The sequence below is a fragment of the Sphingobacteriaceae bacterium GW460-11-11-14-LB5 genome (assembly GCA_002151545.1).
GTDB lineage: Bacteria > Bacteroidota > Bacteroidia > Sphingobacteriales > Sphingobacteriaceae > Pedobacter.
In genome coordinates this window covers 4,104,513-4,128,823 of the sequence record CP021237.1, presented here as the reverse complement: position 1 = coordinate 4,128,823, position 24,311 = coordinate 4,104,513, and the positions used below count along the sequence as shown (strand labels likewise).

Sequence of the window (24,311 nt, the reverse complement as noted above, 5' to 3'; positions counted from 1 at the left end):
GGCTTTAGACTTAGGACTAAAGACTATGTACTTTCAAGACCATTAAAGCGCAGCTTTCGCAGCAGCCTCAGCCCGAATAATATTGAGTGCACCACCCGCTTTAAACCAATCAATTTGTTGTGCGTTATAACTATGGTTAACCGGGAACGACTCTTGTGTACCATCTGCATGGTGTAACACTAAGGTTAATGGCTGGTCTGGCGTAAATTCTGTTAAGCCTAAGATATCGATGGTATCATCTTCTAAAATTTTATCATAATCATCTTTATCAGCAAAAGTTAAACCTAACATGCCTTGTTTCTTCAGGTTGGTTTCGTGGATACGGGCAAAAGATTTTACCAATACAGCACGAACACCTAAATGGCGAGGTTCCATAGCAGCATGTTCACGAGATGAACCTTCACCATAGTTTTCGTCACCAACAACGATAGAACCCAAACCTGCCGCTTTGTAATCGCGTTGGGTTGCTGGAACCGGGCCATACTCGCCAGTTAATTCATTTTTAACGTTATCGGTTTTATCGTTGAAGTAATTTACTGCACCAATAAGCATGTTGTTAGAAATGTTATCTAAGTGACCACGGAATTTTAACCATGGACCAGCCATCGAGATATGATCTGTTGTACATTTACCTTTAGCTTTGATTAAAAGTTTCAAACCTTGTAGGTCAGTACCTTCCCAAGGCGTAAATGGATCTAATAATTGTAAACGGTGTGACGTTGGAGAAACCAAAACCTGAACGGACGAACCATCTGCTGCCGGTGCCTGATAACCTGCATCTTCTACCGCGAAACCTTTTGTTGGCAATTCAAAACCAGTAGGTGGATCTAATTTAACCTGTTCGCCTTTATCGTTGGTTAATGTATCAGTTAATGGATTAAAGCCTAAATTACCTGAAATGGCAATTGCGGCAACCATTTCTGGTGAAGCCACGAAAGCGAAAGTATTAGGGTTACCATCCGCACGTTTAGCAAAGTTTCTGTTAAATGAGTGTACAATGGTATTTTTTTCTGCTTTTTCTGCACCTGTACGGTCCCACATACCAATACATGGTCCGCAGGCGTTTGTGAAGATGGTTGCATTTAAATCTTCGAAAGTTTTTAAGAAACCATCGCGATCTGCAGTATAACGTACTTGCTCAGAACCTGGATTAATGCCAAAGTCAGCTTTAGTTACTAATCCTTTTGCAATGGCCTGGTTTGCGATAGAAGCCGCTCTTGATAAATCCTCGTAAGAAGAGTTGGTACAAGAACCAATTAAGCCCCATTCTACCTTTAAAGGCCAGCCGTTTTTCTCTGCCTCCACTTTCATTTGTGAAACCGGAGTAGCTAAATCCGGCGTAAAAGGACCATTTAAATAAGGCTCTAAAGTATCTAAATCGATCTCAATGACCTGATCGAAATAGTTTTCAGGGTCAGCATAAACTTCTGCATCACCTGTTAAATATGCGGCAATTTTGTTGGCTTCATCAGCAACTTCATTTCTGCCGGTAGCACGTAAATAACGTTCCATGCTTTCATCATATCCGAAAGTAGAAGTGGTGGCACCAATTTCGGCACCCATGTTACAAATGGTGCCTTTACCGGTACAGCTCATTGAAGTTGCGCCATCGCCAAAATATTCTACAATTGCACCGGTACCACCTTTTACGGTAAGGATACCCGCAACTTTAAGAATAACATCTTTGGCAGCGGTCCAGCCGTTTAATTTTCCTGTTAATTTTACACCGATTAATTTAGGGAATTTAAGCTCCCAGGGTAAACCGGCCATTACATCACAGGCGTCAGCACCACCAACACCAATGGCAACCATACCCAAACCACCTGCATTTACAGTATGCGAGTCAGTTCCGATCATCATTCCACCCGGGAAAGCATAATTCTCTAAAACGACCTGGTGAATAATACCTGCTCCTGGTTTCCAGAAACCGATACCGTATTTATTCGAAACAGAAGATAAGAAATCAAAAACTTCAGCACTTTCGGTTTTGGCATGAGGTAAATCTATAGCAGCACCTTCTTTAGCCGTAATTAAGTGATCGCAATGAACCGTAGAAGGCACAGCCACTTGTGGACGGCCAGCCTGCATAAATTGCAATAATGCCATTTGCGCAGTTGCATCCTGCATCGCAACACGATCTGGTGCAAAATCTACGTAGTCAGAACCACGTTTAAATGCCGTTTTAGGATCTCCATCCCAAAGGTGCGCATACAATATTTTTTCAGATAATGTTAAAGGTCTGCCAACTACTTTACGCGCAGCCTCAACGCGGCTGCCAAAGTTTGCATAAACCTTTTTAATCATGTCTATATCAAAAGCCATACTTTATTTTTTTAAAATTATTGTCAATAACAACACTAACTAAATTAAACAATTTTTAATAGACTTATTTTTAAGATTTGTCAAATTATGTTATTTAAAACCATTCTATCCAATTGTTAGTGTAAATAAAAAGGCTATCTGATTATCGGATAGCCTTCATGCTTTATTAACAATAAAATATGTTTATTTGTTTCTTATTGTTTTGTAGAAATAGGGGTAAACTTGGTTAAGTTAATACCTTCTACCGCTACTTTATATTCTTCAATACTTGGAATACGTCCTAAAATAGCAGAAAGAACGACTACTGGTGTAGATGCCAGTAAAGACTCTCCTTTTTTACCATCTTTATCTTCTACCACACGACCCTGGAATAAACGTGTAGATGTAGCCATTACGGTGTCGCCTTTTGCCGCTTTCTCCTGGTTACCCATGCAAAGGTTACAACCCGGACGTTCTAAGTACATGATATTCTCATATTCTGTACGTGCTGCGCTTTTTGGTAAGGCATCGCTGAATTCAAACCCAGAGTATTTCTGTAAATATTCCCAGTCGCCTTCTGCTTTCAACTCATCGATGATATTGTAAGTAGGGGCTGCAACTACCAACGGCGCTTTAAACTCTACTTTACCGGTTTGAGTTTCTACGTTTTTCAACATCTGTGAAACGATTTTTAAATCGTCTTTATGCACCATACAAGAACCTACAAAGCCAAGATCTACTTTTTTATCGCCACCATAAAAAGTTAAGTCTCTGATGGTGTCATGGGTATAACGTTTAGAAACATCTGCGTTATTTACATCCGGGTCGGCAATCATTGGTTCTTCAATTAGATCCAAATCGATTACAACTTCAGCATAATATTTGGCATTATCATCTGGCATTAAAGCTGGTTTAATACCGGTTTTAATTTCCTCAATACGTTTGTTTGCTTTATTGATTAAACCTTGTAGAACCTGGTTATGGTTATCCATACCTTTGTCTATCATGATTTGAATACGATTTTTAGCAATTTCTAACGATTGGATTAAAGTATCGTCCTGAGAAATACAGATAGATGCTTTTGCTTTCATCTCTGCTGTCCAGTCGGTAAAGGTAAAGGCCTGATCGGCTAATAAAGTACCGATATGCACCTCGATAATGCGACCCTGGAATACGTTTTCACCATCAAACTGCTGTAACATTTGCAATTGTGTCGCGTGTACCACATCACGGAAATCCATGTGTTCTTTCATCAGCCCTTTGAAGGTTACTTTTACTGACTCCGGAATTGGCATAGAGGCCTCGCCAGTTGCCAGTGCTAGTGCCACTGTACCCGAATCTGCACCAAAAGCTACCCCTTTAGACATACGTGTATGCGAGTCGCCACCGATGATGATTGCCCATTCATCAATCGTAATGTCGTTCAATACTTTGTGAATAACATCGGTCATGGAATGATATTCGCCTTTAGGGTCGCGGGCAGTAATCACGCCGAAGTCATTCATAAACTTCATCAGTTTAGGGATATTTGCCTGTGCTTTTTTATCCCACACAGATGCGGTATGGCAGCCTGATTGATAGGCACCATCAACAATTGGAGAAATAACTGTAGCAGCCATTGCCTCTAATTCCTGAGCGGTCATTAAACCTGTTGTATCTTGAGAGCCAACAATGTTCACTTCAACACGAACGTCAGAACCGGCGTGTAAAACTTTGCCTTGTGTTAAACCTACAGCATTTCTGTTGAAGATTTTTTCTACCGCCGTTAAGCCCTGACCTTCATAAGATACCTCTTTAGCTGGAGCGAATACTGAAGAAGCTTCGATACCTAAAGTTTTTGCTGCAAAAGTTTGGATTTTTTTACCAAAAATGATGGCGTAAGAACCACCCGCTTTCATAAATTCCATTTTTTGCGGCGTTAGGGCTTTTGAAATATCGATCAGCTCTTGTTCGCCATTGTATAATTTTTTAGTTTTTGTATTGATGGTGAGCACTGTTCCCGTTTCTACAGAAAATCTTTGCTCTAAAATGGGCTCGTCTTTTTCGTTACGAATAACATTCCCGTTTTCATCCGTTTTCTTTACCCAGTTTTGAAGATCGATACCTATACCACCAGTAACATCAACTGTGGTTAAGAAAATTGGCGAAATGCCATTGGTACCACCTACAATTGGAGCGATATTTACAAACGGAACATATGGACTAGATCGTTTGCCCGTCCAAAGTGCCACATTGTTAACGCCCGACATACGAGAAGAACCTACACCCATGGTGCCTTTTTCAGCTACCAACATTACGCTTTTATCAGGGTGTTGAGCCTGCAATGCTTTAATTTCTTCCTGAGCCTCTGGCGTAATCATACATTTACCATGTAATTCACGGTCAGAACGGGAGTGTGCCTGGTTACCTGGCGACAATAAATCTGTAGAAATATCGCCAATACCAGCGATAAAAGTTACCACTTTGATTTCTTCTGCTACTTCAGGAAGTTTGGTGAAGAATTCGGCCTTAGCATAACTCTCCAATATTTCTTTAGCAATTTCATTACCGTTGTTATAAGCATCTTTTAAACGATCTGTATCTGCATCGTACAAGTAAACTTGTGTTTTGAGAACATCTGCTGCTTTTTTAGCCTTATCGCCATTATCTGCCAAAGCGATGTCTAACAAAACTTTGATAGATGGACCGCCCTTCATGTGGGATAACAATTCGAAAGCAAAATCAGGTGTGATTTCTGCAACAATAACTTCAGCCAGAATAATTTCTTTTAAGAACTGTGCTTTAACAGCAGCTGCGGCAGTGGTGCCCGGCAAAGTGTTGTATATGAAAAAGTTAACAGCTTCTTCTCTGTTTATGTTGTTTACATTTTTGATTTGAGTAATAATTTCACTCAATAATTCTGCTCCATCAATAGGTTTAGGGTGAAGACCTTGAGCTTTTCTGTCTTCAATCTCCTGGATATAATCGTTATAAATACTCATCTTAGATATTTTATTCTTTTTGCTATAAGATTGTGCTACAAACACCCGCTTTTTACAAAAAAGAATACTGTTTTGTATATTAATTTGCGTTTATTGAACCCATAAGGCTCAATTTTTTGGTTAAAACAAAAATAGCAAAAAACAACCCTTAAATGCAATTTAGGCAGGCGATTGCGTAATTTGGAATTGTTCTAAACTACGAAAAAAGATGTGAATTGAAGGTCATAAAAAAGTATAAATGATGAAAAAAATATCGGCTGGATTTATGCTGATAAATGTGTGTAGGCGCTAATTATTTCAAGGTCTTGCGAGCGGAAAAGCTTATTTTCAATTTAAGCTTATTTGTACTTTTAATCATAACAGGTATAGTCATCAACATCATAGAAAAAACCCAGGCTTTTAGCTTTGTAATTACCTAAAGTATCAATGCTAACCTTAAAGGGTTCTGTTCTCACGGTGCACTTATGGAATTTTACCAGATAGAATTCATAACCATTTTTAACTTTTTTATACGAACTGCCAATAGCTCTTGTATAATCGACCGATAAATTATGGATATCTGCAATGAGCAAAGCTTCTTCTATGCTATCAATCTTGCCTATAAATTTGATCAATTGTGCTTCTTCGGTAACCAATTTTAAGTGATTATGATCTACATAAGCAATATAAAAATAGCCTTGCCACATTTTGTATAAGAAGCCTAATTTAGGGTCGTCAAATTTATTGTTCATCAGGTAAGAAATGTCGCCCTTTCCGGTGATGATTTCCGTATTGGTATTTGGATTATGGAAATATCCCTGCCGAATACACGCCCAATATTGATAATCTTTATCCGGTCGTATCGCCCTAATAAGATCTTCGGTTACATTCAGTCCGGGCGGGATTTTTTCAAAACCTTGTTCAACGTTTCCATTGCATGATAACAATAGTAAAGTAAGAATAAAAAGATAATATCTTGCTGACAGTTTTTGGAACATGTTACGCTTTTAACTGATGATGGATAATAACAGGCTTTTCCATAACCGTTCGTTATCGGACAAATTTGTGCGGTTTTGAACAGTTGTCTATTTTTATTTATCTTAATATTTTGATTGTCAGGTTTTTACTTGTTGATAAGAGCCTTGGCATAGGATTGGCTAAGGACTACAACGTTGAAAATGTAAAACCTTTTTCAGTAAAATAAGCCAATACTTTGGGAAGGGCGTAAGATAAACGATCGAATGCTTTTAAACTATCGTGAAATACAATTATAGAACCATTTTCGGTATGTTTAATCACGTTTTGATAACATTTTTCGGGCGAAAGCTTAGTGTCGAAATCGCCGCTGAGTACATCCCACATTACGATGTTCAGTCCTGAGTCGATGGTCCTTAGTCCTAAGTCAGATTTTTGATTTTGGAATACGGTCTTCGGGCTACGGACTACGGACTTCAGACTTTTAATCTGGCTTTTCCTGATTCTGCCATAAGGTGGGCGGAAAAGATTGGTTTGCGTGAGTTCCTGGCATTTTAGCGTATTTTGAAGGTAGGTTTCATTATCGGTTTTCCAGCCTTTTAAATGATTGAAAGTATGGTTGCCAATGGCATGTCCGTCGTTTTTTACACGTTCAAAAACTTCGGGGTGTTTTACAATATTATCGCCGATGCAAAAAAATGTAGCTTTAGCATTAAAGACTTTTAAAGTTTTTAATACAAAATCTGTAACATTGGGTATAGGTCCATCGTCAAAGGTCAAATAAATAACTTTTTCGGTGCGGGATTTATTCCATAATAGTGATGGATAATACCATTTTAGCAGAAGCGGTGATTTGATCAGGTACATTTTAGCGGTAAAGTTACTAAATGCCTGTACAGATTGAAATTATTAAAGTTGTTTATATAGATTTGAAACAAATTATGAAGATGTTTACCAAGAAGAAGTTAGTTACCGGTTTTACTTTTGTTATCGCGCTCAGTTTTGCCAATAAGGCTAATGCACAGCAAGTTTTAACCATCCAACAGGCAGTAGATAATACCCTTAGAAATAATTTACAGATCAAACAGGCTGCATTTAGTGCAGCTTTAAGCAATGAAACGCTAAGTCAATCTAAAAATGCGCTTTTACCAACGCTTAACGGATCAGCAAGTTATAATAAAAACTTCGGTCGTAGCATCGATCCATCAACCAATCAGTTTATTTCACAGCAATTCTCGTCAGCCAATGGTAGCTTAAGTGCAAGTGCCGATCTTTTTCAGGGCTTTCAGAAAATAAACCAGATCAAACAGAACAAACTTTTGCTTGCTGCCGATCAAACCAATGTAGAGAAAATCAAAAACGATTTAATTTTGCAAGTGGTAACCTCATATATGCAGATCCTGTATAATAAAGACTTACTGGCGGCTTCGCAACAACAGTTAGATGTGGCTAAACAGACCTTAAAAAGGGAACAAGCTTTGTTAGATGCCGGTAATAAAACCTTAGCCGATATTTCGCAGGCAAAATCACAGGTGGCAACTGCAGAGTTGAATACTACAAATGCTCAAAATACATTATCGGTATCTTACTTAACTTTAAATCAATTGATGGAAATGCAACCAGAAAACAGATTTGAGGTAAAGGCACCGGTTATTGCAGAAAACTATTCTTTACAGAACAGTTATGATATCAATACCATTTTCACCAGTGCGGTAACCAGTTTCCCGGATGTTAAATTAGCATCGTTAAGAACAGAAGCTGCCTTAAGAGGAATTAGTGTTGCAAAATCGTCTTATTACCCAAGACTTTCAATCGGAGCTGGTTTAGGATCTAATTTTTCAAGTGGCAGAAGTAAGGTTGTTTCAATTACCCCAAACGGATTTTCTGAAATTGGAAGAACCTTAACCACTAACGAATCTGTTGTTGCACCAGACTTTGTAACTGTTTTAGGGAAACAAGCTTTCGGCTCGCAGATAGAAGATAACTTTAACCAATATGTTGGATTAAATCTTTCTATTCCTATTTTTAATGGTTTCCAGGCGAGAACAAATGTTAGAAAAGCAAAAATTAACTATCAGAATACTCAGGTACAGGAACAACTTACCAAGAATAATTTAAGCAAGGTAATCTCTCAGGCTGTGTATGATCTAAAGGCCGCAGAAAGTCGTTATTCATCAACTCAGAATGCATTTCAGGCGCAAAAAGATGCCTTTTATGTAATTGAGCAGCGTTATAATGTTGGTTTAGTAAATTCTTTAGATTATAGCACCGCTCAAACCAATAGAAATAAAGCGGAGATAGATTTTATACAGGCTAAATATGATCTTTTATTCAGGGCAAAAGTAATTGATTATTACCTGGGCAAACAGATTGTTTTTTAAAACTAAAAACTAAAGCGAAAAGTATTAAAAGCTTTCAAGTTTAAAACATTACAAACTTTAATACAAACAAACGAAATACAATAAATTATGAAACTGAAGCATATTATTATTACCGTAGTTGCTATCGTAGCCCTTCTAGTGATATTAAAACTAGCCGGAGTTATTGGTGGTGATAAGACCGAAAAAGTAACTACAGAAAAAGCGTCAGATAAAACTGTGGTTGAAACCGTAACCGCAAGTGGTAAAATACAGCCGGAAACAGAAGTTAAATTAAGTTCTGAGGTATCGGGAGAGGTAGTAGAGTTAAAAGTAAAAGAGGGCGATATTGTTAAAGCCGGTCAATTGCTTTGTAAAGTGCGTCCGGATGTTTTACAATCAGGATATGAAAGAACGGTAGCTAGTTTCAATGCTCAAAAAGCAAGTGTGGCTTCCGCTCAACAACAACTGGTACAAAACCAGGCTAACTTTGTAAACGCAGATGCTACTTATAAACGTAATGTTGAACTGTTTAATAAAAAAGTGATCTCGGCATCCGAATTCGACGCAGCTAAAGCCGCATATTTAACAGCTAAAGCAAATTTAGCCAGCGCGAAAGAAAGCGTAATAGGCGCTAAATTTACTTTAGAACAAACCGGCGCAAACGTTAAAGAAGCAGGGGCAAACCTGGCTAAAACGACTATTTACGCACCAGTTGATGGTGTAGTGTCGAAACTATCAATCGAATTGGGCGATCGTATTTTAGGAACTTCGCAAATGGCAGGTACAGAAATTATGCGTATTTCTAACCTATCATCAATGGAAGTTAACGTTGATGTTAACGAAAATGATATTACCCGTGTTAAAGTTGGCGATAAAGCTTCGATAGAGGTTGATGCTTTTTCTGATAAAAAATTTAGAGGCGAGGTAACTGAAATTGCAAGTTCATCAACAGCAGTGGGTACCGCCGTATCTACCTCAGTAGATCAGGTAACCAATTTCTCGGTAAAAATTAGAATTACTGAAGAATTAGCTGGCAAACAACAATCGATTTTCCGTCCGGGAATGTCGGCTACTGTTGATATCGAAAGCGAATCTTTAACTGGTTTGGCCATTCCAATCCAGGCGGTATTTACTGATAATGCAAAATCTGCCGATGCCAGCCAAAACCAGGGTAACCAGGCAAACACTGATAAGCAAAAATCTAAATTAACCGATAAAAAGGTGAAGCAGTATATTTATGCTTACGATGCTAAAACCAAAAAAGTTAAAAAAACAGAGGTAACCACAGGTATCCAAAACGATCAGTTCATTATCGTAAAATCTGGTGTTAAAACTGGCGAAGAAATTGTAACAGGTCCTTACTCTGCGATCCAAAACAAATTAAAGGACGGAATGATTGTAGAAAAAACATCTAAAGACCAGTTGTTTAACAAAGACGCTAAGAAGTAGCCTCTTGAGGTATAAGGTTAAAGGTGTGAGGTGTAGGGTATTGCCTATCCGCCTCACACTTTTTAGTGTAAATATCTATAAGAAATAGTAACTTGCGGGCTTGAGACGTAAGATTTTAGGTATGAGATATGTTACTCGAGTCTAAATATTACACCTTTTACCTTAAGCTTTAGTACGTAGGCCATAATAACCTTATGCCTTTTACCTTAAGCCTTATACCTCTTTAAAATATGGTACCTAAAATAGCAATGATAGGGGGCGGGAGCTGGGCGACTGCCATTGTAAAAATGCTTGCAGATAATTTAGCCGAAAAGGAAATTTTTTGGTGGATGCGTAATGAAGCTGCTATAGCGCATATTAAAAAATTTAAGCACAATCCAAATTATATTAGTTCTGTTGAAATTAAACTTACGCAAGAGAACAATATATCCTCTGATATCAATGCCATTATCAATTCAGCTGAATTTGTAATTTTAAATGTTCCGGCAGCATTTCTCAAAGAAACTTTATCTACCATCACCGCAGAAGATTTAAAGGGGAAGAAGATTGTTTCTGCCATTAAAGGAATTGTTCCTGAAGATAACCTGATTATAGGCGAATTTCTGCATAAAAATTATGGTATTCCTTATCATGATATTCTGGTGGTAAGTGGTCCGTGCCATGCCGAAGAGGTGGCGTTGGAAAAATTATCATACTTAACCATCGCCTGTACCGATGTAGAAAAAGCCGCTACATTTGCTTCATTTTTAAATACCCGTTATATTAAAACAAACGTGTCGGATGATATCTTTGGGACAGAATATGCAGCAGTTTTAAAAAATATATATGCTGTTGCCAGCGGCATTTGCCACGGCATAGGTTATGGCGATAACTTTCAGGCGGTATTGATCAGTAATGCGATCCGTGAAATTAAACGTTTTGTAGATGCGGTTCACCCCATCGACCGCGATATTAAAGAATCAGCCTATCTGGGCGATTTACTGGTAACCGCTTATTCGCAATTTAGCCGTAACCGTACCTTTGGTAATATGATAGGGAAGGGCTATACCGTTAAATCTGCTCAGCTGGAAATGAATATGATTGCCGAGGGTTATTATGCGGTGAAATGCATGCATATTAAAAACCAGGCATACCATGTAGATATGCCAATTTGTAAGGCGGTACATAGCATTATCTACGAAAACCATTCGCCGCATATCGAAATGAAATTGCTGGCCGAGAAATTAAACTAAGGTGATGTTCAGCATTTAAGGCGCATATAATCTCCCGAAAATTTCGCAGAAAAGTGCTGATTTGTAATTTTAATTTGCGTTAATCTGTGTGATCAGCGGGAAATTCACACTAAAGGCAGTAGGTATATTCACATTTGCCGTGTCTTATAAAGCAATCTTTATTTTTTATTGAAAAGCAGGTTCATTGCTTTTCGGTTCGGGCAGTCCTTCTTTCCGCTTTTATCTTTTTGTGTTGGTTAGTGGAGGTTTTTTGGGGTTGTGCAACAAAAAGGATAATCACTTCAACAAGGTTTATTAAACAAAGGCCTGTGCATTAAAAGCACAAATATTCTTCGAAAGGAAATTTTGCCCTCGTTTTTTACAGTACCCTGGTAACTAGCCCCGGGCGCAGCGGCATCCCGGAAGCGCAGCGAAAGGATACAGCGGAGCACGGGAACAAACCTTAATAGCTGTTACTGACCTTGCGCTTCAAAAAATATTTTCTTATCTCAATCCTGCTCTCGCTTTTTAGGAATAAGATTTCTTTAATATGATGTAGCTATAAAACAAAACCAGCAGATTACCTGTTATCATTTAAATAAAAATATAGCTGTCATGAAAAAGAAATTAGTAATGGGTTTATTAACGCTGGCCTTGTTTGGAGGTGTAGCTTTAAACGTAAATGCTCAAGAAAAGAAAAAAACTGAAGTAGGTAAAGCATTAGATCATACCGGAAAAGCAATTAGCAAAGGTGCTAAATCTGTAGGTAATAAAACTGCAGAAGTAGCGGTAAAAGGCAGTTCGAAAGTTGCTGATAAAACCTGGAAAGGCAAAATGGCACCAGATGGATCTGATGTTTATATCAATGCAAAAAATGAAAAATATTATGTGAACTCGAAAGGTGCTAAAATCTGGTTAAAAGCTAGTCAGATTAAAAACAGACCTGAACCTAAAAAATAACAACATAAAAAAAATCCGATGAATAACTCATCGGATTTTTTTATGCAGAATTTTATATATTTTTCTAAACTATGGTTCCGTACAAATCGAAATCTTCAGCCCGGTCTATTTTTACATTTACAAAACTTCCGTTAGCTGCATAACCGGTTGCGGCATCGATTAAAACTTCGTTATCAACCTCGGGCGAATCAAATTCGGTTCTTCCAACAAAGAAATCACCTTCTTTTTTATCTACCAGTACTTTAAAGGTTTTGCCTACTTTTTCCTGGTTAATATCGAAGGAAATACCCTGCTGAATTTCCATAATATCATCTACACGTTGTTGTTTTACTTCGTCAGGGATATCATCCACTAAAGTATGTGCGTGTGTTTTTTCCTCGTGCGAGTAGGTAAAGCAACCTAGGCGGTCGAATTTTGTTTCGGCAACCCATTCCTTCATTTCTTCAAAATCGCGTTCGGTTTCGCCAGGGTAGCCACAAATTAAAGTGGTACGCATGGCAATGTTTGGTACCTTATCCCTAATCTGATTGACTAAATCGATGGTTTTTTGTTTGGTCGTACCACGGCGCATCGATTTTAGCATATTATCTGTAATGTGCTGTAAGGGCATGTCCAGGTATTTGCAGATATTGTCGCGTTCGTTCATGGCATCCAAAATTTCCATCGGGAAACCAGAAGGGTAGGCGTATTGCAAACGGATCCATTCGATTCCGGGAACATCCGATAAACGACGCATCAACTCATCTAACTTACGTACACCATAAAGGTCTAAGCCGTAATAAGTAAGATCCTGAGCAATTAAAATCAGTTCTTTTGTGCCGTTTTTGGCCAATATTTTTGCTTCGTTAACCAATTCTTCCATTGGTTTACTCAAGTGTTTACCACGCATTAAGGGAATGGCACAGAAAGAGCAAGGACGGTTACAGCCTTCAGCAATTTTGAAATAGGCAAAATGAGAAGGGGTGGTTAGCAAACGCTCGCCGATGAGCTCATGTTTGTAATTGGCGCCTAACTCATGTAATATATTTTGCAGATCGTTGGTGCCGAAAAAGGCATCAACGTTTGTGATTTCTGATTCCAGTTCGGGTTTGTAGCGTTCAGATAAACAACCTGTAACGACTACTTTGCCAATTTTACCGGCTTCTTTCAGTTCGCTGAACTGAAGAATAGTGTCAATTGATTCTTGTTTGGCATTATCGATAAAACCGCAGGTATTAATTACAACGATATCATCTTTACCCATCTTGTCTGATTCGTGCACAACATTTAAATTGTTGCCACGCAACTGCCCCATCAATACTTCCGAATCGTATATGTTCTTTGAACAACCCAATGTAATTACATTAATTTTAGGTTGCTTAATTGCGCTTTTACTTCTTACTATTTTGGTATTCATCTTTTACACTTGATCTTTACTGTGTTAATATAGCCGTCACCCTGAATTTATTTCAGGGTCTTCTTTCTAAATAGATGCTGAAATAAATTCAGCATGACGATGGCATTAAAATAATTACGCCTATTTAAACAAACTATTCACAAACTCTTTCTTATCGAAAAGCTGTAAGTCGCCAATTTTTTCTCCTACACCAATATATTTAACAGGAATCCTGAATTGATCTGATATGCCGATTACGACACCACCTTTAGCTGTACCATCTAATTTGGTAATGGCCAGTGCATTCACATCTGTCGCTTCGGTAAACTGTTTGCACTGTTCAAAGGCGTTTTGTCCGGTTGAGGCATCCAATACCAATAAAATTTCGTGCGGTGCGCCTGGTACAACCTTTTGCATCACCTGTTTAATTTTACCCAACTCGTTCATTAAGCCGATTTTGTTGTGTAAACGTCCGGCTGTATCGATAATCACTACATCTTCACCATTAGCAACAGCAGACTGTAAGGTATCAAAAGCAACTGAAGCAGGATCAGAACCCATGGCTTGTGCTACAACCCTCACGCCAACGCGTTCACCCCAAAGCTTAATCTGATCAACAGCTGCAGCTCTAAAAGTATCGGCAGCGCCTAGTACAACTTTAAGTCCCGATTCTTTAAGTTTATGTGCCAGTTTTCCAATAGTGGTTGTTTTACCAACACCATTTACGCCAACCACCATAATTACATAAGGTTTATGGTCGCCATACTCAAACTGGCGGAAATCGTTACTATTGTTTTCAGATAACAGCAACTGGATCTCGTCGCGGAGAATAAAGTTAAGCTCAGAAGTGTTTAAGTATTTATCTTTGGCAACACGTTCTTCAATACGTTTGATAATTTTTAATGTCGTACTTACGCCAACATCAGAAGTGACCAAAACTTCTTCGAGATTATCGAGCACTTCATCATCAACAGAAGATTTTCCTGCTACAGCTTTGGTAATTTTATTAAAGAAACCGTCTTTGGTTTTCTCTAAACCTTTATCCAGTGCTTCCTGAGCTTCAGGTGCAGTTTCTTTCTTTTTGAAAAAATCGAATAAACCCATATCTAAATTTTTATATAACAAAAAAAGCCCTTCCGGTTAAAACGGAACGGCCTTTAATATCTTTTAATATTAAAAAATATTAACCTTATTTAGATGCAATAGCATCTTTTACGTGGTCGTTATGTACGATAAGTTCTTTGAATGAGTAAGCACCGGTTTTTGGTGATTTTACCATTGTAATTACTTTCGAATATTCTTTACCTGTACCTGTTTTAAGGGTTGCAACTACTTTCTTTGCCATGTTCTTATAAAATTTAATGATTGAATGATAGATGGATAGAATGGGGGGGATGTATACCCTAACCTTCTACCTTTACACCATCAATCTTATTTAATCTCTTTATGTACGGTTACTTTTCTCAATACTGGATTGAATTTTTTTAATTCTAATCTTTCAGTAGTGTTTTTACGGTTTTTGGTAGAAATATATCTAGACATACCTGGCATGCCACTTTCTTTATGTTCAGTACATTCTAAAATAACCTGAACTCTGTTACCTTTTTTTGCCATTTTAATATAAATTGAAAACTGTTAATCTCAACAGTTAATGTTTTTTACAAAAATCCTTTTTTTACGAAACGGTTAATTGCTTCGCTAATGCCCACTTTATTGATGGTTTTAATCGCTGAAGTAGAAACTTTCAACGTAATCCAACGGTTTTCTTCAGGAATATAAAATTTCTGAAGTTGTAGGTTTGGGTAAAATTTGCGTTTGGTTTTAACGTTTGAGTGAGAAACGTTGTTACCTACCATTGCTTTTTTTCCTGTTAAATCACAAACTCTTGACATGACTTGTAAATATAGTTGTTAATATCGTCCGCTTAATTTTTTTAAGAGTGTGCAAATATCTGAATAATAATTGTAAACGGCAATAGCCTAGCTAATTATTTTTTATAATTATTATTTACCCGCGGTAAAGGTTATGTAATGTTTATTAATGCCGAATATGAATTTCTTCTTATATTAAGCTATATTAAAAATAAATATTTCTGATCAAACGTTTGATATTCATTTTGATACGATTAAGCTATTTCTCCTTATGATTATTTATTTAAATTAGCCCCCACTAATCCAAAATATAAGAACGAGCAATGCAAATTACATCTTTTAAGCAGTACGAAGAAGATTATAAGAAAAGCGTAGAAAACCCAGAGCAGTTTTGGGGCGAAGTAGCGCAAAACTTTCAATGGCGTAAACCCTGGTTTAAGGTATTATCGTGGAATTTTAACGAACCAAATATCAAATGGTTTGAAGGGGCAAAACTTAACATCACCGAAAACTGTTTAGACCGCCACTTAGCTACCAATGGAGATAAACCTGCTATTGTTTGGGAACCTAATAATCCTGAAGAAGAAAGTGTGACTTATACTTATAAAATGTTGCACGAACGCGTTTGTCGTTTTGCCAATGTTTTAAAACGTAACGGTGCTAAAAAAGGCGATCGTATTTGTATTTATATGCCAATGGTGCCCGAACTGGCTATTGCTGTATTGGCCTGCGCCAGAATTGGTGCAGTACATTCGGTTATTTTTGGCGGATTTTCGGCTAAATCTATTGCTGACCGGATTAATGATTCGAAATGTAAAGTGGTGATTACTGCCGACGGTTCTTATCGCGGTAATAAACAGATTCCTTTAAAAGATGTAATTGATGATGCATTAATTGGTTGCCCAACGGTAGAAAAATGTATCGTATTAACCCATATCCGTACCCCTGTTTCGATGCTGAAAGGCAGAGATGTGTGGTGGGAAGATGAGGTTAAACACGTAAACGATATTTGTGAAGCCGAAGAAATGGATGCAGAGGATATGCTGTTCATTCTCTATACTTCTGGCTCTACCGGTAAACCTAAAGGTGTGGTGCATACCTGCGGCGGTTATATGGTTTATGCAGGTTATACCTTTTCGAATGTGTTTAATTACCAGCCTGGAGAAGTTTATTTTTGTACAGCCGATATTGGCTGGATTACAGGCCACTCGTATATTGTTTATGGGCCGCTTTCGCAAGGGGCAACATCTGTATTGTTCGAAGGAATCCCAACCTACCCAACGCCTTCTCGCTTTTGGGATATTGTAGAAAAACATAAAGTAAATACCTTATATACAGCGCCTACCGCTATTCGCTCTTTAATGAGTTATGGTGATGATCCGCTTAACGGTAAAGATTTAAGTTCAATCCGTGTTTTAGGTTCTGTAGGAGAACCAATTAACGAAGAGGCCTGGCATTGGTTCGACGAAAAAATCGGCCACGGTAAAGCGCCTATTGTCGATACCTGGTGGCAAACCGAAACCGGGGGGATCATGATTTCACCTATTGCTACGGTAACCCCAACCAAACCTAGTTTTGCTACCCTGCCATTGCCGGGTATCCAGCCAATTTTGGTTGATGAAAATGGTAATGAAATTGAAGGAAACGGCGTAATGGGAAATCTTTGTATCAAATTCCCTTGGCCAGGTATGTTGCGTACCACTTATGGCGATCATGAGCGTTGCAAACAAACTTATTTCTCTACTTACGATAATTTATATTTTACCGGTGATGGTTGTTTGCGCGATGAGGATGGTTATTACCGTATTACCGGTCGTGTGGATGACGTATTAAATGTTTCAGGGCATAGAATTGGTACCGCTGAAGTAGAAAATGCGATTAATATGCACGCTGGTGTGGTAGAAAGTGCGGTGGTAGGTTATCCGCACGATGTAAAAGGTCAGGGTATTTATGCTTTTGTAATTTATCCGGAAATGCACGGAGAAGCCGAATTATCTAAAAAAGATATTTTACAAACGGTTACCCGTGTAATTGGTGCGATAGCAAAACCTGATAAAATATTGTTTGTTTCTGGTTTGCCAAAAACACGTTCAGGCAAAATTATGCGTAGAATTCTACGCAAGATTGCTGAAGGGGATACCAGTAATTTAGGCGATACCTCTACACTGCTTGATCCGGGAGTGGTTGAAGAAATTATAGCTGCTGCGAAAAAGCTTTAACAATAATTTTAAATAAACAAATGGCCCCGGTTTTTCGGGGCCATTTTTGTTATCTGCTATTTCTAGTAACCTGGGTTTTGAACCAGTTTTGTATTTGCATCAATTTCCCTTTGTGGAATTGGGAAAACTAATTTGTTAGAGTTCCAGGGTAAGCTACCAATATTGGTTTGTGTTCTTTTTGCATCATGTAATGCAAAGCCTTCAAAAGCAAACTCCAGCTTTCTTTCATTAAGGATATTTGCCAGGGTTGCGGTTAGGGTTGTTAAGCCAGCCCTGCTTCTAACGGTGGCTAAATCTTGTAGCGGTGTAACGCCTCCAATAGGAGCAGCCGGAGCTAAGCGGACATTACATTCTGCCCTGATTAAATACATTTCCGCGAGTCTGATTACAGGTATATTTCCAAATTGATTTCCGAATTTCGACGTGAAAATATCATCATCATCGTAAAAAGCATTAGCCCTATCATCGCCTGCGGTATAAGTTGCATCAATCCAATCTTGTGAAATTACGGCATCTCCACGGCCACCAAATGTTGATGAACCATAAAACTCATTAAAACCGTTAAATCCGGTTAAAGTTGTTACCTGCATGGCAAAAACATCTTCAGTAGTATTGTCGCCTGGTTTTGCCGGTTTTCCGCTTTCAGGCATTTTAGGGAAAGCATCCAGGTAAGTTCCTGTTAACTGGTAATTTCCTGAAGTAATTACCCGATTTGCAGCAGCGGCGGCAGCACTATAATTGCCCATTTGTAAATATAACCTGGCTAACATTGCAGCTGCTGAAGATTTAGTCGCAAAGAAACTGTTGGTTGCAGGCAATTTAGCTTCTGCATCGGTTAAATCAACTATAGCCTGATTATAAACAGCCGCTACAGTAGCCCTGCTTACATAATTTGCTTCGCTGATGAGGTTAGTTGGTGTTAATACTATCGGAACCCCCAGGTTTGTAGCTGGCGAACCATCATTATAGGCTTTTCCAAATAACCTTACCAGTTCAAAATATGCGGCTCCTCTAATAAATTTCGCTTCACCTTCAACCCTGCTTTTTTTGGCCGCTTCTACTTTATCAATGGCTGCTATAACATTATTGGCATCATTAATTGATGTGTAACCTGCAGCCCAAACATTATCGACAAAGGTATTGGTTTTTAAAAGTGATTTATTAATGGCTTGAGTTAATTCCTCGTAGGTGCCAAACCATTCAATGGCATCAGTATTTGCTAAAAAATCCGTTATTAAAAACGGACGGCCACCAAAGAAATTACGGCTGCCAAGATCTGAGTACGCACCAACTAAGGCACCTTCAACATCTTTTGAAGTGAGTAAAGCATTTTTTTGCTCAATGGTATCAACAGGATTTATATCAAGCGGTTTTTTGCACGATGATATCGCCATCAAAAGCATGCAAGTAAATATGATATTATTTATATATGTCTTTTTCATTTTGATTCTTTTTTAATTATAGGCCAATGTTAATACCAAATGAAATTACACGTGGTTGTGGTGCAGAATAAAAGTCTACACCCTGATTAATATTTGTCGATTGATAATCGGCATTTACCTCTGGATCCCACCCTTTGTAACCTGTAATTGTCGCTAAATTTTGTGCTGTAGCATATAATCTTAATTTGCTCAATTTAATTTTTGTTAATACCGAAGCCGGGAAGGTATAACCAAGGGTTAATGTTTTTAAGCGGACGTATGAACCATCAGAAAGGTATCTGGTGGAGTTTCCAATGCCGTTACCTGCAAATAAGCGAGGCTCGGGAACAAGTGTTACATCACCTGGTTTATCCCAATAATTCATTTGATCAGCCGTTTGGTTATCATAACCGTTTGATGCATTTGCACTCATGTACTGGCCACCTGCATTGAAAATTTTATTGCCTTTTACACCCTGGAAAAATATACCTAAATCAAAATTCTTGTACGAAAAAGTATTGTTTAAGCCGAATGTATATTTAGGGTTGGGGTTGCCTGCAAATATTCTTTGTGCTTGATTAATATCTGTAGTGGTTGATCTGTTTACATTGCCCGAAGCATCAGTAGTGTTGAGGTAATAAAGCGCATCTCCATTTGCAGAATTTACACCTGCGTATTCCGGTATGTAAAATACTCCGATTGGTTGACCTGAAATGGCCGCATTTATTTCATTACTGTTTAAAATCTGCCCACCTAAATTGGTAATCTTGTTGTTGTTAATGGCGCCTGTTATGGCAGTTGACCATTTGAAGGCACCTACAAAATTTTCGGTGTTAATGCCCAATTCAAAACCTGTATTTTTTAAGGAGCCTAAATTTTGAGTTTTGGTAGAGAAACCCGTTGTTTGCGGAATAGGTACATCCAACAATAAATCGGTTGTGTTTTTTTGATAGAAATCAAAAACGCCTGTAATTCTATTCTTTAAGATCCCAAAGTCGAAGCCAATATCAAGTTGTTTGGTTTTTTCCCAGGTTAAATCGGGATTGGCAATCCGCGAAGGTATTTGTCCGGGTAAACCTCCGTATGCGCCTGTTCCGCTAAATAAACCACGGGCAGAATAATTGCCGATTTCGGCATTACCTGTTAAACCATAACTCACTCTAAATTTTAATAAACTGATGGTTTCGCTTTGTTTTAAGAAATCTTCTTCAGAAGCAATCCAGGCCAATGAACCTGCAGGGAAATATCCGTACCTATTATTAGTTCCAAAACGGGATGAACCATCAGCCCTTACGCTAAAGCCAAGTAAATAACGTTCGTTATATTTGTAATTAGCCCTAAAGAAATACGATAAAAAGCTAAATGCACCTTCGTTGCTGGTTGCGATCACCTTGGTTGCAGCAGATCCCAATTTAATGTAAGAATCGCTTGGGAAATCCTGCCCTTCAATGGTGCTGTATTTGGTGGTTGATTTTTGATAACTCGTACCCAAAACAAAATCAAAAGCACTTTTTCCGATTGATGCATTATAACTGAAAAAGTTATTGGTATTGGCATTAATTACAAAAGTTGAAATATTTTGCCCATATCCATTTGAGGTACCAGTGTTTCTAAAGGTTAATGATCCATAATAACTTTCTTCGTTTTGATTTAAGTTATCGATAGAGAAATCAGTACTAAACTTTAGTCCTTTGGCAATGTTGATGTTCGCAAAAGCTTTACCAATGGTTCTGTATACGGTTGCTTTGTAAAAAGCATTGTCGACACTGATAAATGGATTATAATAGACCGGATAATTTGAAGCTGCTCCTGGTAAGGTTCCGCTAATTAAACCCGATCGGGGATCGATAAACGGTGTGATCGGTGAGAGTGCAACAGATTGTAACGGACTTGAAAAAGCATTATCATTTGATAACCTGTTATTAATGCTATTTGAGAAATTAAGGTTAACGCCAACTTCTAAAAAGTCAGTTACTTTATTGGTCAGGTTTAATCTGCCGCTATAACGTTTGTAGCTGTTCCCAATCACAATTCCGTTTTGATCTAGCGCCTGGCCACCGATATAAAATTTTGTCTTTTCATTTCCGCCTGTTAAATTCAGATCGTATTGCTGGGTAACCGGATTGTCTTGAAAAGATGCAGCTTCCCAATTGGTATTGACCTTGTAAGTCTGATAATCGTTATTGCCTGCCGAATAACGGTTTAAACGTGCTTCAACACTTGCACTGTAATCGTCAAGTGCTTCTTGTAATGTTGCATAATCTCCGTTAAGGAAATCCTGATTTGCTGCACCCTGGCCTGCTCTGCGTTCTATTTTAACATATTGTTCAGCAGTTAGAAATTCTCTGTGATTGGAAGGTGTACTGATGCCGCCCAGTGCATTAAACTGGATAAGCGTTTTGCCCACCTTACCTTGTTTCGTGGTAATCAAAACAACTCCGTTTGAAGCTCTTGCACCATAAATTGCAGAAGCAGAGGCATCTTTTAATACTTCAATAGATTCAATATCATTGGTGTTTAAATCTGCCAAGGCACTGGTTGGCGCCGTGGTGCTGGAAAAATCACCTGAAGTAATCGGGATTCCATCAACAATATAGAGTGGTTCACTTCCAGCCGTTACCGATGCAGCCCCCCTTACTCTAACCGTTATGCCTTGCCCCAGTTTTCCATTTTGTGCGGCAATCTGTACACCAGCTGCCTTTCCCTGAAGGGCCTGCTCGAAGCTTGTTACGGGCAGGTTCTCCAGGTCTTTCGATTTAACAGAAGCTACAGAACCTGTTACATCCCGTTTATTCTGAGTACCATAACCCACCACAACCACATCAGATAAGGTATTATTTTCCTCTTCCAGATTTACATTGACCGTTTGTCCGCTAATGGGTACTTCTTTGGTCTTAAAACCGATGAAGCTAAAAACGATTGTTTTGGCATCTTCCGAAACTGTTAATTTAAAAGCTCCCGTGGCATCGCTCTGCGTACCGGTTGATGGTGAGCCTTTTACAAATACGCTAACCCCAGGAATGGGTCCTGAGGCCGACGTTACTTTCCCGCTAATTACCTTGCCTTGTGCGAAAGCAAATGAAATTACACCGAGAGATAAAATCATACATAAGAGTAGTTTTTTCATCAAATTGTTAGTTTAGTTAATAATGTTTATTCATTCATAGAAATGATACTCTTAATGTAACTAAAAATATGTAAAAAACCATGTGTGTCAGGACAAAATCAGCCCATTGTTTGGTTTAATATGCTTAAATCAAAACAAATAGTGGCGAAAACTGTTATTAGATTTAGAAATTACATTGTTTAAATCAAAAAAAATACGAGCATGGATAAGTTAGAATTAAAAGGAAAGTGGAATGAAATAAAAGGAAAGGTTAAACAAGCTTATGCTGATTTAACTGACGATGATTTAAAACACGAAGAAGGTCAGGACGATGAATTGTTGGGGAAACTGCAACAAAAGACAGGAAAAGGAAGAGATGAACTTGTGAAATGGATAAACTCCTTATAATATCAATTCAATAGCGGAACAGGCGGTCAAATTTTGGTCGCCTGTTTGCTTTAAAAACATTTTTATGGCCGATATAGCCCAGCGGTTTCCTCAAAATCCAATATTATCTCCAAAAGATCTCGTACCCAGCAGGGAAGGTCTGGAGATTGTATGTCTGCTCAATCCCGGCGTTTTTACATTTGAAGGGAAAATATGGCTGCTGATCCGTGTTGCCGAAAGACCAAAACAAAAGGAGGGTATAATCTCTTTTCCGGTATTGAAAGCAGGTGGTATAGAAATTATAGCTATTGAAGAAAATGATCCGGAACTCAATGCCAGGGATCCAAGGGTAATTAATTACAAAGGTGCTGATTACTTAACCACGCTTTCTCATTTAAGATTGGTTTGCAGCGATGATGGTATTCATTTTTATCAGCCAGCGGGTTACCCTTTACTGCAGGGAGAGGGGGAGGATGAAACATTTGGAATTGAGGATTGCCGTGTATCCTTAATTGGCGATACTTATTATTTAACTTTTACCGCTGTTTCGGAGCATGGAGTAGGTGTGGGGATGCGTAGCACGAAAGATTGGAAAACTTTCCAAAATCACGGCATGATTATCCCACCACATAATAAAGACTGCGCCATATTTGAAGAACGCATTAACGGTAAATTTTATGCTTTACACCGCCCCAGCAGTGTAGCTTTGGGTGGTAATTATATCTGGCTGGCCGAATCTCCCGATGGCGTGTATTGGGGCAAACACAAATGTATTATCAAAACCAGAGCTAACCTGTGGGATAATGCCCGCGTGGGCGCAGGTGCCGCACCCATAAAAACCACAGCAGGGTGGCTCGAAATATATCATGGTGCTAACGAAAAACATCAGTATTGTTTAGGTGCATTTTTAATGGCGCTCGACGATCCATCTGAAGTACTGGCCAGAACCGAAGAACCGATTATGGTGCCAACTGCCAATTATGAATTACATGGTTTCTTTGGTGAGGTGGTATTTACAAACGGGCATATCGTTAACGGAGATGAATTAACGATTTATTATGGTGCCGCTGATGAGTTTGTTTGCGGGGCTAAATTTTCGGTGAAGGATATTTTGGATGCACTGGTTTTTTACCGCTAAGGCACGAATACACAACTTGTTTTTCTGGATCACACAACCAATGAACCAGTGAACCAATAACGAATGAACTTTTTAGCCACGGAAGCACGGATTAACACGGAAGATGTTACTGCTTTTGACCACCAAGACACGAAGACACAATTTGTTTTTTTTGCATCATGTAACCAATGAACTAGTGAACCAATGACTAATGAGCTTTTTAGCCACGGAGGCACGGATTAACACGAAAGATGTTACTGCTTTTGACCACCAAGACACGAAGACACAATTTGTTTTTGCATCATGCAACCAATGAACTAGTGAACCAATGACTAATGAACTTTTTAGCCACGGAAGCACAGATTAACACGGAAGATGTTACTGCTTTTGACCACCAAGACACGAAATACAATTTGTTTTTTTTCATCATGCAACCAATGAACTAGTGAACCAATGACTAATGAACTTTTTAGCCACCGAGGCACGGATTAACAGGGATTTTTTTGCATCATGCAACCAATGAACTAGTAAACCAATGACTAATGAACTATCGAACTAAACAAAAAAGCGATCCCCGTTTCCGGGAATCGCTGGTCATT

18 protein-coding genes are annotated in these 24,311 nt (G+C 38.5%); 7 read left to right on the top strand and 11 right to left on the bottom strand.

Annotation, left to right across the window (positions count from 1 at the left end):
• Positions 1–42: 42 nt before the first annotated feature.
• From CA265_16405 to CA265_16390, 4 genes are all read right to left on the bottom strand, one after another.
• On the bottom strand, positions 43–2,322 hold the full coding sequence (locus CA265_16405; protein ARS41150.1) for an aconitate hydratase: 2,280 nt from the start codon (positions 2,320–2,322) through the stop codon (positions 43–45).
• A gap of 194 nt (positions 2,323–2,516) precedes the next feature.
• On the bottom strand, positions 2,517–5,282 hold the full coding sequence (locus CA265_16400; protein ID ARS41149.1) for a bifunctional aconitate hydratase 2/2-methylisocitrate dehydratase: 2,766 nt from the start codon (positions 5,280–5,282) through the stop codon (positions 2,517–2,519).
• Positions 5,283–5,632: 350 nt separating this feature from the next.
• Complete coding sequence (locus CA265_16395; protein ID ARS41148.1) at positions 5,633–6,208, bottom strand: hypothetical protein; 576 nt, start codon at positions 6,206–6,208, stop codon at positions 5,633–5,635.
• A 217-nt stretch (positions 6,209–6,425) separates the two neighbouring features.
• On the bottom strand, positions 6,426–7,103 hold the full coding sequence (locus tag CA265_16390) for a polysaccharide deacetylase family protein (GenBank protein ARS41147.1): 678 nt from the start codon (positions 7,101–7,103) through the stop codon (positions 6,426–6,428).
• A 74-nt stretch (positions 7,104–7,177) separates the two neighbouring features.
• On the opposite strand from CA265_16390, the gene CA265_16385 reads away from it, so the two are divergent.
• From CA265_16385 to CA265_16370, 4 genes are all read left to right on the top strand, one after another.
• Positions 7,178–8,617, top strand: a complete 1,440-nt coding sequence (locus CA265_16385; protein ID ARS43024.1) for a transporter — start codon at positions 7,178–7,180, stop codon at positions 8,615–8,617.
• Positions 8,618–8,704: 87 nt separating this feature from the next.
• Entirely contained in the window at positions 8,705–10,045 is a 1,341-nt protein-coding gene (locus CA265_16380) for an efflux transporter periplasmic adaptor subunit (GenBank protein ARS41146.1), read from the top strand.
• Between the two features lie 248 nt (positions 10,046–10,293).
• A complete protein-coding gene (locus CA265_16375) occupies positions 10,294–11,277 on the top strand; it encodes a glycerol-3-phosphate dehydrogenase (GenBank protein ARS43023.1) in 984 nt (327 codons plus the stop codon).
• Positions 11,278–11,871: 594 nt separating this feature from the next.
• Positions 11,872–12,216: a hypothetical protein gene (locus CA265_16370; GenBank protein ID ARS41145.1), complete on the top strand. Its 345-nt coding sequence runs from the start codon at positions 11,872–11,874 to the stop codon at positions 12,214–12,216.
• 64 nt (positions 12,217–12,280) lie between these two features.
• Here CA265_16370 and CA265_16365 read toward each other — a convergent pair whose 3' ends face one another.
• The 5 genes from CA265_16365 to CA265_16345 all read right to left on the bottom strand — a co-directional run bounded on the left by CA265_16365 (position 12,281) and on the right by CA265_16345 (position 15,483).
• Complete coding sequence (locus tag CA265_16365; GenBank protein ID ARS41144.1) at positions 12,281–13,612, bottom strand: 30S ribosomal protein S12 methylthiotransferase RimO; 1,332 nt, start codon at positions 13,610–13,612, stop codon at positions 12,281–12,283.
• Between the two features lie 120 nt (positions 13,613–13,732).
• The gene (locus CA265_16360) at positions 13,733–14,695 is read right to left on the bottom strand and encodes a signal recognition particle-docking protein FtsY (GenBank protein ID ARS41143.1); all 963 of its coding nucleotides are present in this window, start codon (positions 14,693–14,695) and stop codon (positions 13,733–13,735) included.
• 85 nt (positions 14,696–14,780) lie between these two features.
• Complete coding sequence (locus tag CA265_16355; protein ARS41142.1) at positions 14,781–14,936, bottom strand: DUF4295 domain-containing protein; 156 nt, start codon at positions 14,934–14,936, stop codon at positions 14,781–14,783.
• An 86-nt stretch (positions 14,937–15,022) separates the two neighbouring features.
• Positions 15,023–15,205 (bottom strand): 50S ribosomal protein L33, encoded by a 183-nt coding sequence (locus CA265_16350; GenBank protein ARS41141.1) that lies wholly within the window; start codon positions 15,203–15,205, stop codon positions 15,023–15,025.
• 44 nt (positions 15,206–15,249) lie between these two features.
• The gene (locus CA265_16345) at positions 15,250–15,483 is read right to left on the bottom strand and encodes a 50S ribosomal protein L28 (GenBank protein ID ARS41140.1); all 234 of its coding nucleotides are present in this window, start codon (positions 15,481–15,483) and stop codon (positions 15,250–15,252) included.
• A gap of 302 nt (positions 15,484–15,785) precedes the next feature.
• On the opposite strand from CA265_16345, the gene CA265_16340 reads away from it, so the two are divergent.
• Positions 15,786–17,681 carry an acetate--CoA ligase gene (locus CA265_16340; protein ID ARS41139.1) on the top strand — a complete coding sequence of 632 codons (1,896 nt, stop codon included), beginning with the start codon at positions 15,786–15,788 and terminating at the stop codon, positions 17,679–17,681.
• A 62-nt stretch (positions 17,682–17,743) separates the two neighbouring features.
• On the opposite strand, the gene CA265_16335 is transcribed toward CA265_16340, so the two are convergent.
• Positions 17,744–19,123: a hypothetical protein gene (locus CA265_16335; GenBank protein ARS41138.1), complete on the bottom strand. Its 1,380-nt coding sequence runs from the start codon at positions 19,121–19,123 to the stop codon at positions 17,744–17,746.
• A gap of 16 nt (positions 19,124–19,139) precedes the next feature.
• Positions 19,140–22,229 (bottom strand): SusC/RagA family TonB-linked outer membrane protein, encoded by a 3,090-nt coding sequence (locus CA265_16330; protein ARS41137.1) that lies wholly within the window; start codon positions 22,227–22,229, stop codon positions 19,140–19,142.
• Positions 22,230–22,430: 201 nt separating this feature from the next.
• Between CA265_16330 and CA265_16325 the strand changes: the two genes are divergently transcribed.
• Positions 22,431–22,616: a general stress protein CsbD gene (locus tag CA265_16325; GenBank protein ID ARS41136.1), complete on the top strand. Its 186-nt coding sequence runs from the start codon at positions 22,431–22,433 to the stop codon at positions 22,614–22,616.
• A gap of 64 nt (positions 22,617–22,680) precedes the next feature.
• Entirely contained in the window at positions 22,681–23,733 is a 1,053-nt protein-coding gene (locus CA265_16320; protein ARS41135.1) for a glycosidase, read from the top strand.
• The last annotated feature ends 578 nt before the right edge of the window (positions 23,734–24,311 follow it).

Bases quoted from the DNA above. Each gene is read 5' to 3' on its own strand.
- CA265_16320 (ARS41135.1), top strand. From the start codon at position 22,681: ATGGCCGATATAGCCCAGCGGTTTCCTCAAAATCCAATATTATCTCCA.
- CA265_16385 (ARS43024.1), top strand. From the start codon at position 7,178: ATGAAGATGTTTACCAAGAAGAAGTTAGTTACCGGTTTTACTTTTGTT.
- CA265_16345 (ARS41140.1), bottom strand. From the start codon at position 15,483: ATGTCAAGAGTTTGTGATTTAACAGGAAAAAAAGCAATGGTAGGTAAC.
- CA265_16335 (ARS41138.1), bottom strand. From the start codon at position 19,123: ATGAAAAAGACATATATAAATAATATCATATTTACTTGCATGCTTTTG.
- CA265_16375 (ARS43023.1), top strand. From the start codon at position 10,294: ATGATAGGGGGCGGGAGCTGGGCGACTGCCATTGTAAAAATGCTTGCA.
- CA265_16405 (ARS41150.1), bottom strand. From the start codon at position 2,322: ATGGCTTTTGATATAGACATGATTAAAAAGGTTTATGCAAACTTTGGC.
- CA265_16370 (ARS41145.1), top strand. From the start codon at position 11,872: ATGAAAAAGAAATTAGTAATGGGTTTATTAACGCTGGCCTTGTTTGGA.
- CA265_16340 (ARS41139.1), top strand. From the start codon at position 15,786: ATGCAAATTACATCTTTTAAGCAGTACGAAGAAGATTATAAGAAAAGC.
- CA265_16350 (ARS41141.1), bottom strand. From the start codon at position 15,205: ATGGCAAAAAAAGGTAACAGAGTTCAGGTTATTTTAGAATGTACTGAA.
- CA265_16325 (ARS41136.1), top strand. From the start codon at position 22,431: ATGGATAAGTTAGAATTAAAAGGAAAGTGGAATGAAATAAAAGGAAAG.
- CA265_16390 (ARS41147.1), bottom strand. From the start codon at position 7,103: ATGTACCTGATCAAATCACCGCTTCTGCTAAAATGGTATTATCCATCA.
- CA265_16380 (ARS41146.1), top strand. From the start codon at position 8,705: ATGAAACTGAAGCATATTATTATTACCGTAGTTGCTATCGTAGCCCTT.
- CA265_16355 (ARS41142.1), bottom strand. From the start codon at position 14,936: ATGGCAAAGAAAGTAGTTGCAACCCTTAAAACAGGTACAGGTAAAGAA.
- CA265_16360 (ARS41143.1), bottom strand. From the start codon at position 14,695: ATGGGTTTATTCGATTTTTTCAAAAAGAAAGAAACTGCACCTGAAGCT.
- CA265_16330 (ARS41137.1), bottom strand. From the start codon at position 22,229: ATGAAAAAACTACTCTTATGTATGATTTTATCTCTCGGTGTAATTTCA.
- CA265_16365 (ARS41144.1), bottom strand. From the start codon at position 13,612: ATGAATACCAAAATAGTAAGAAGTAAAAGCGCAATTAAGCAACCTAAA.
- CA265_16400 (ARS41149.1), bottom strand. From the start codon at position 5,282: ATGAGTATTTATAACGATTATATCCAGGAGATTGAAGACAGAAAAGCT.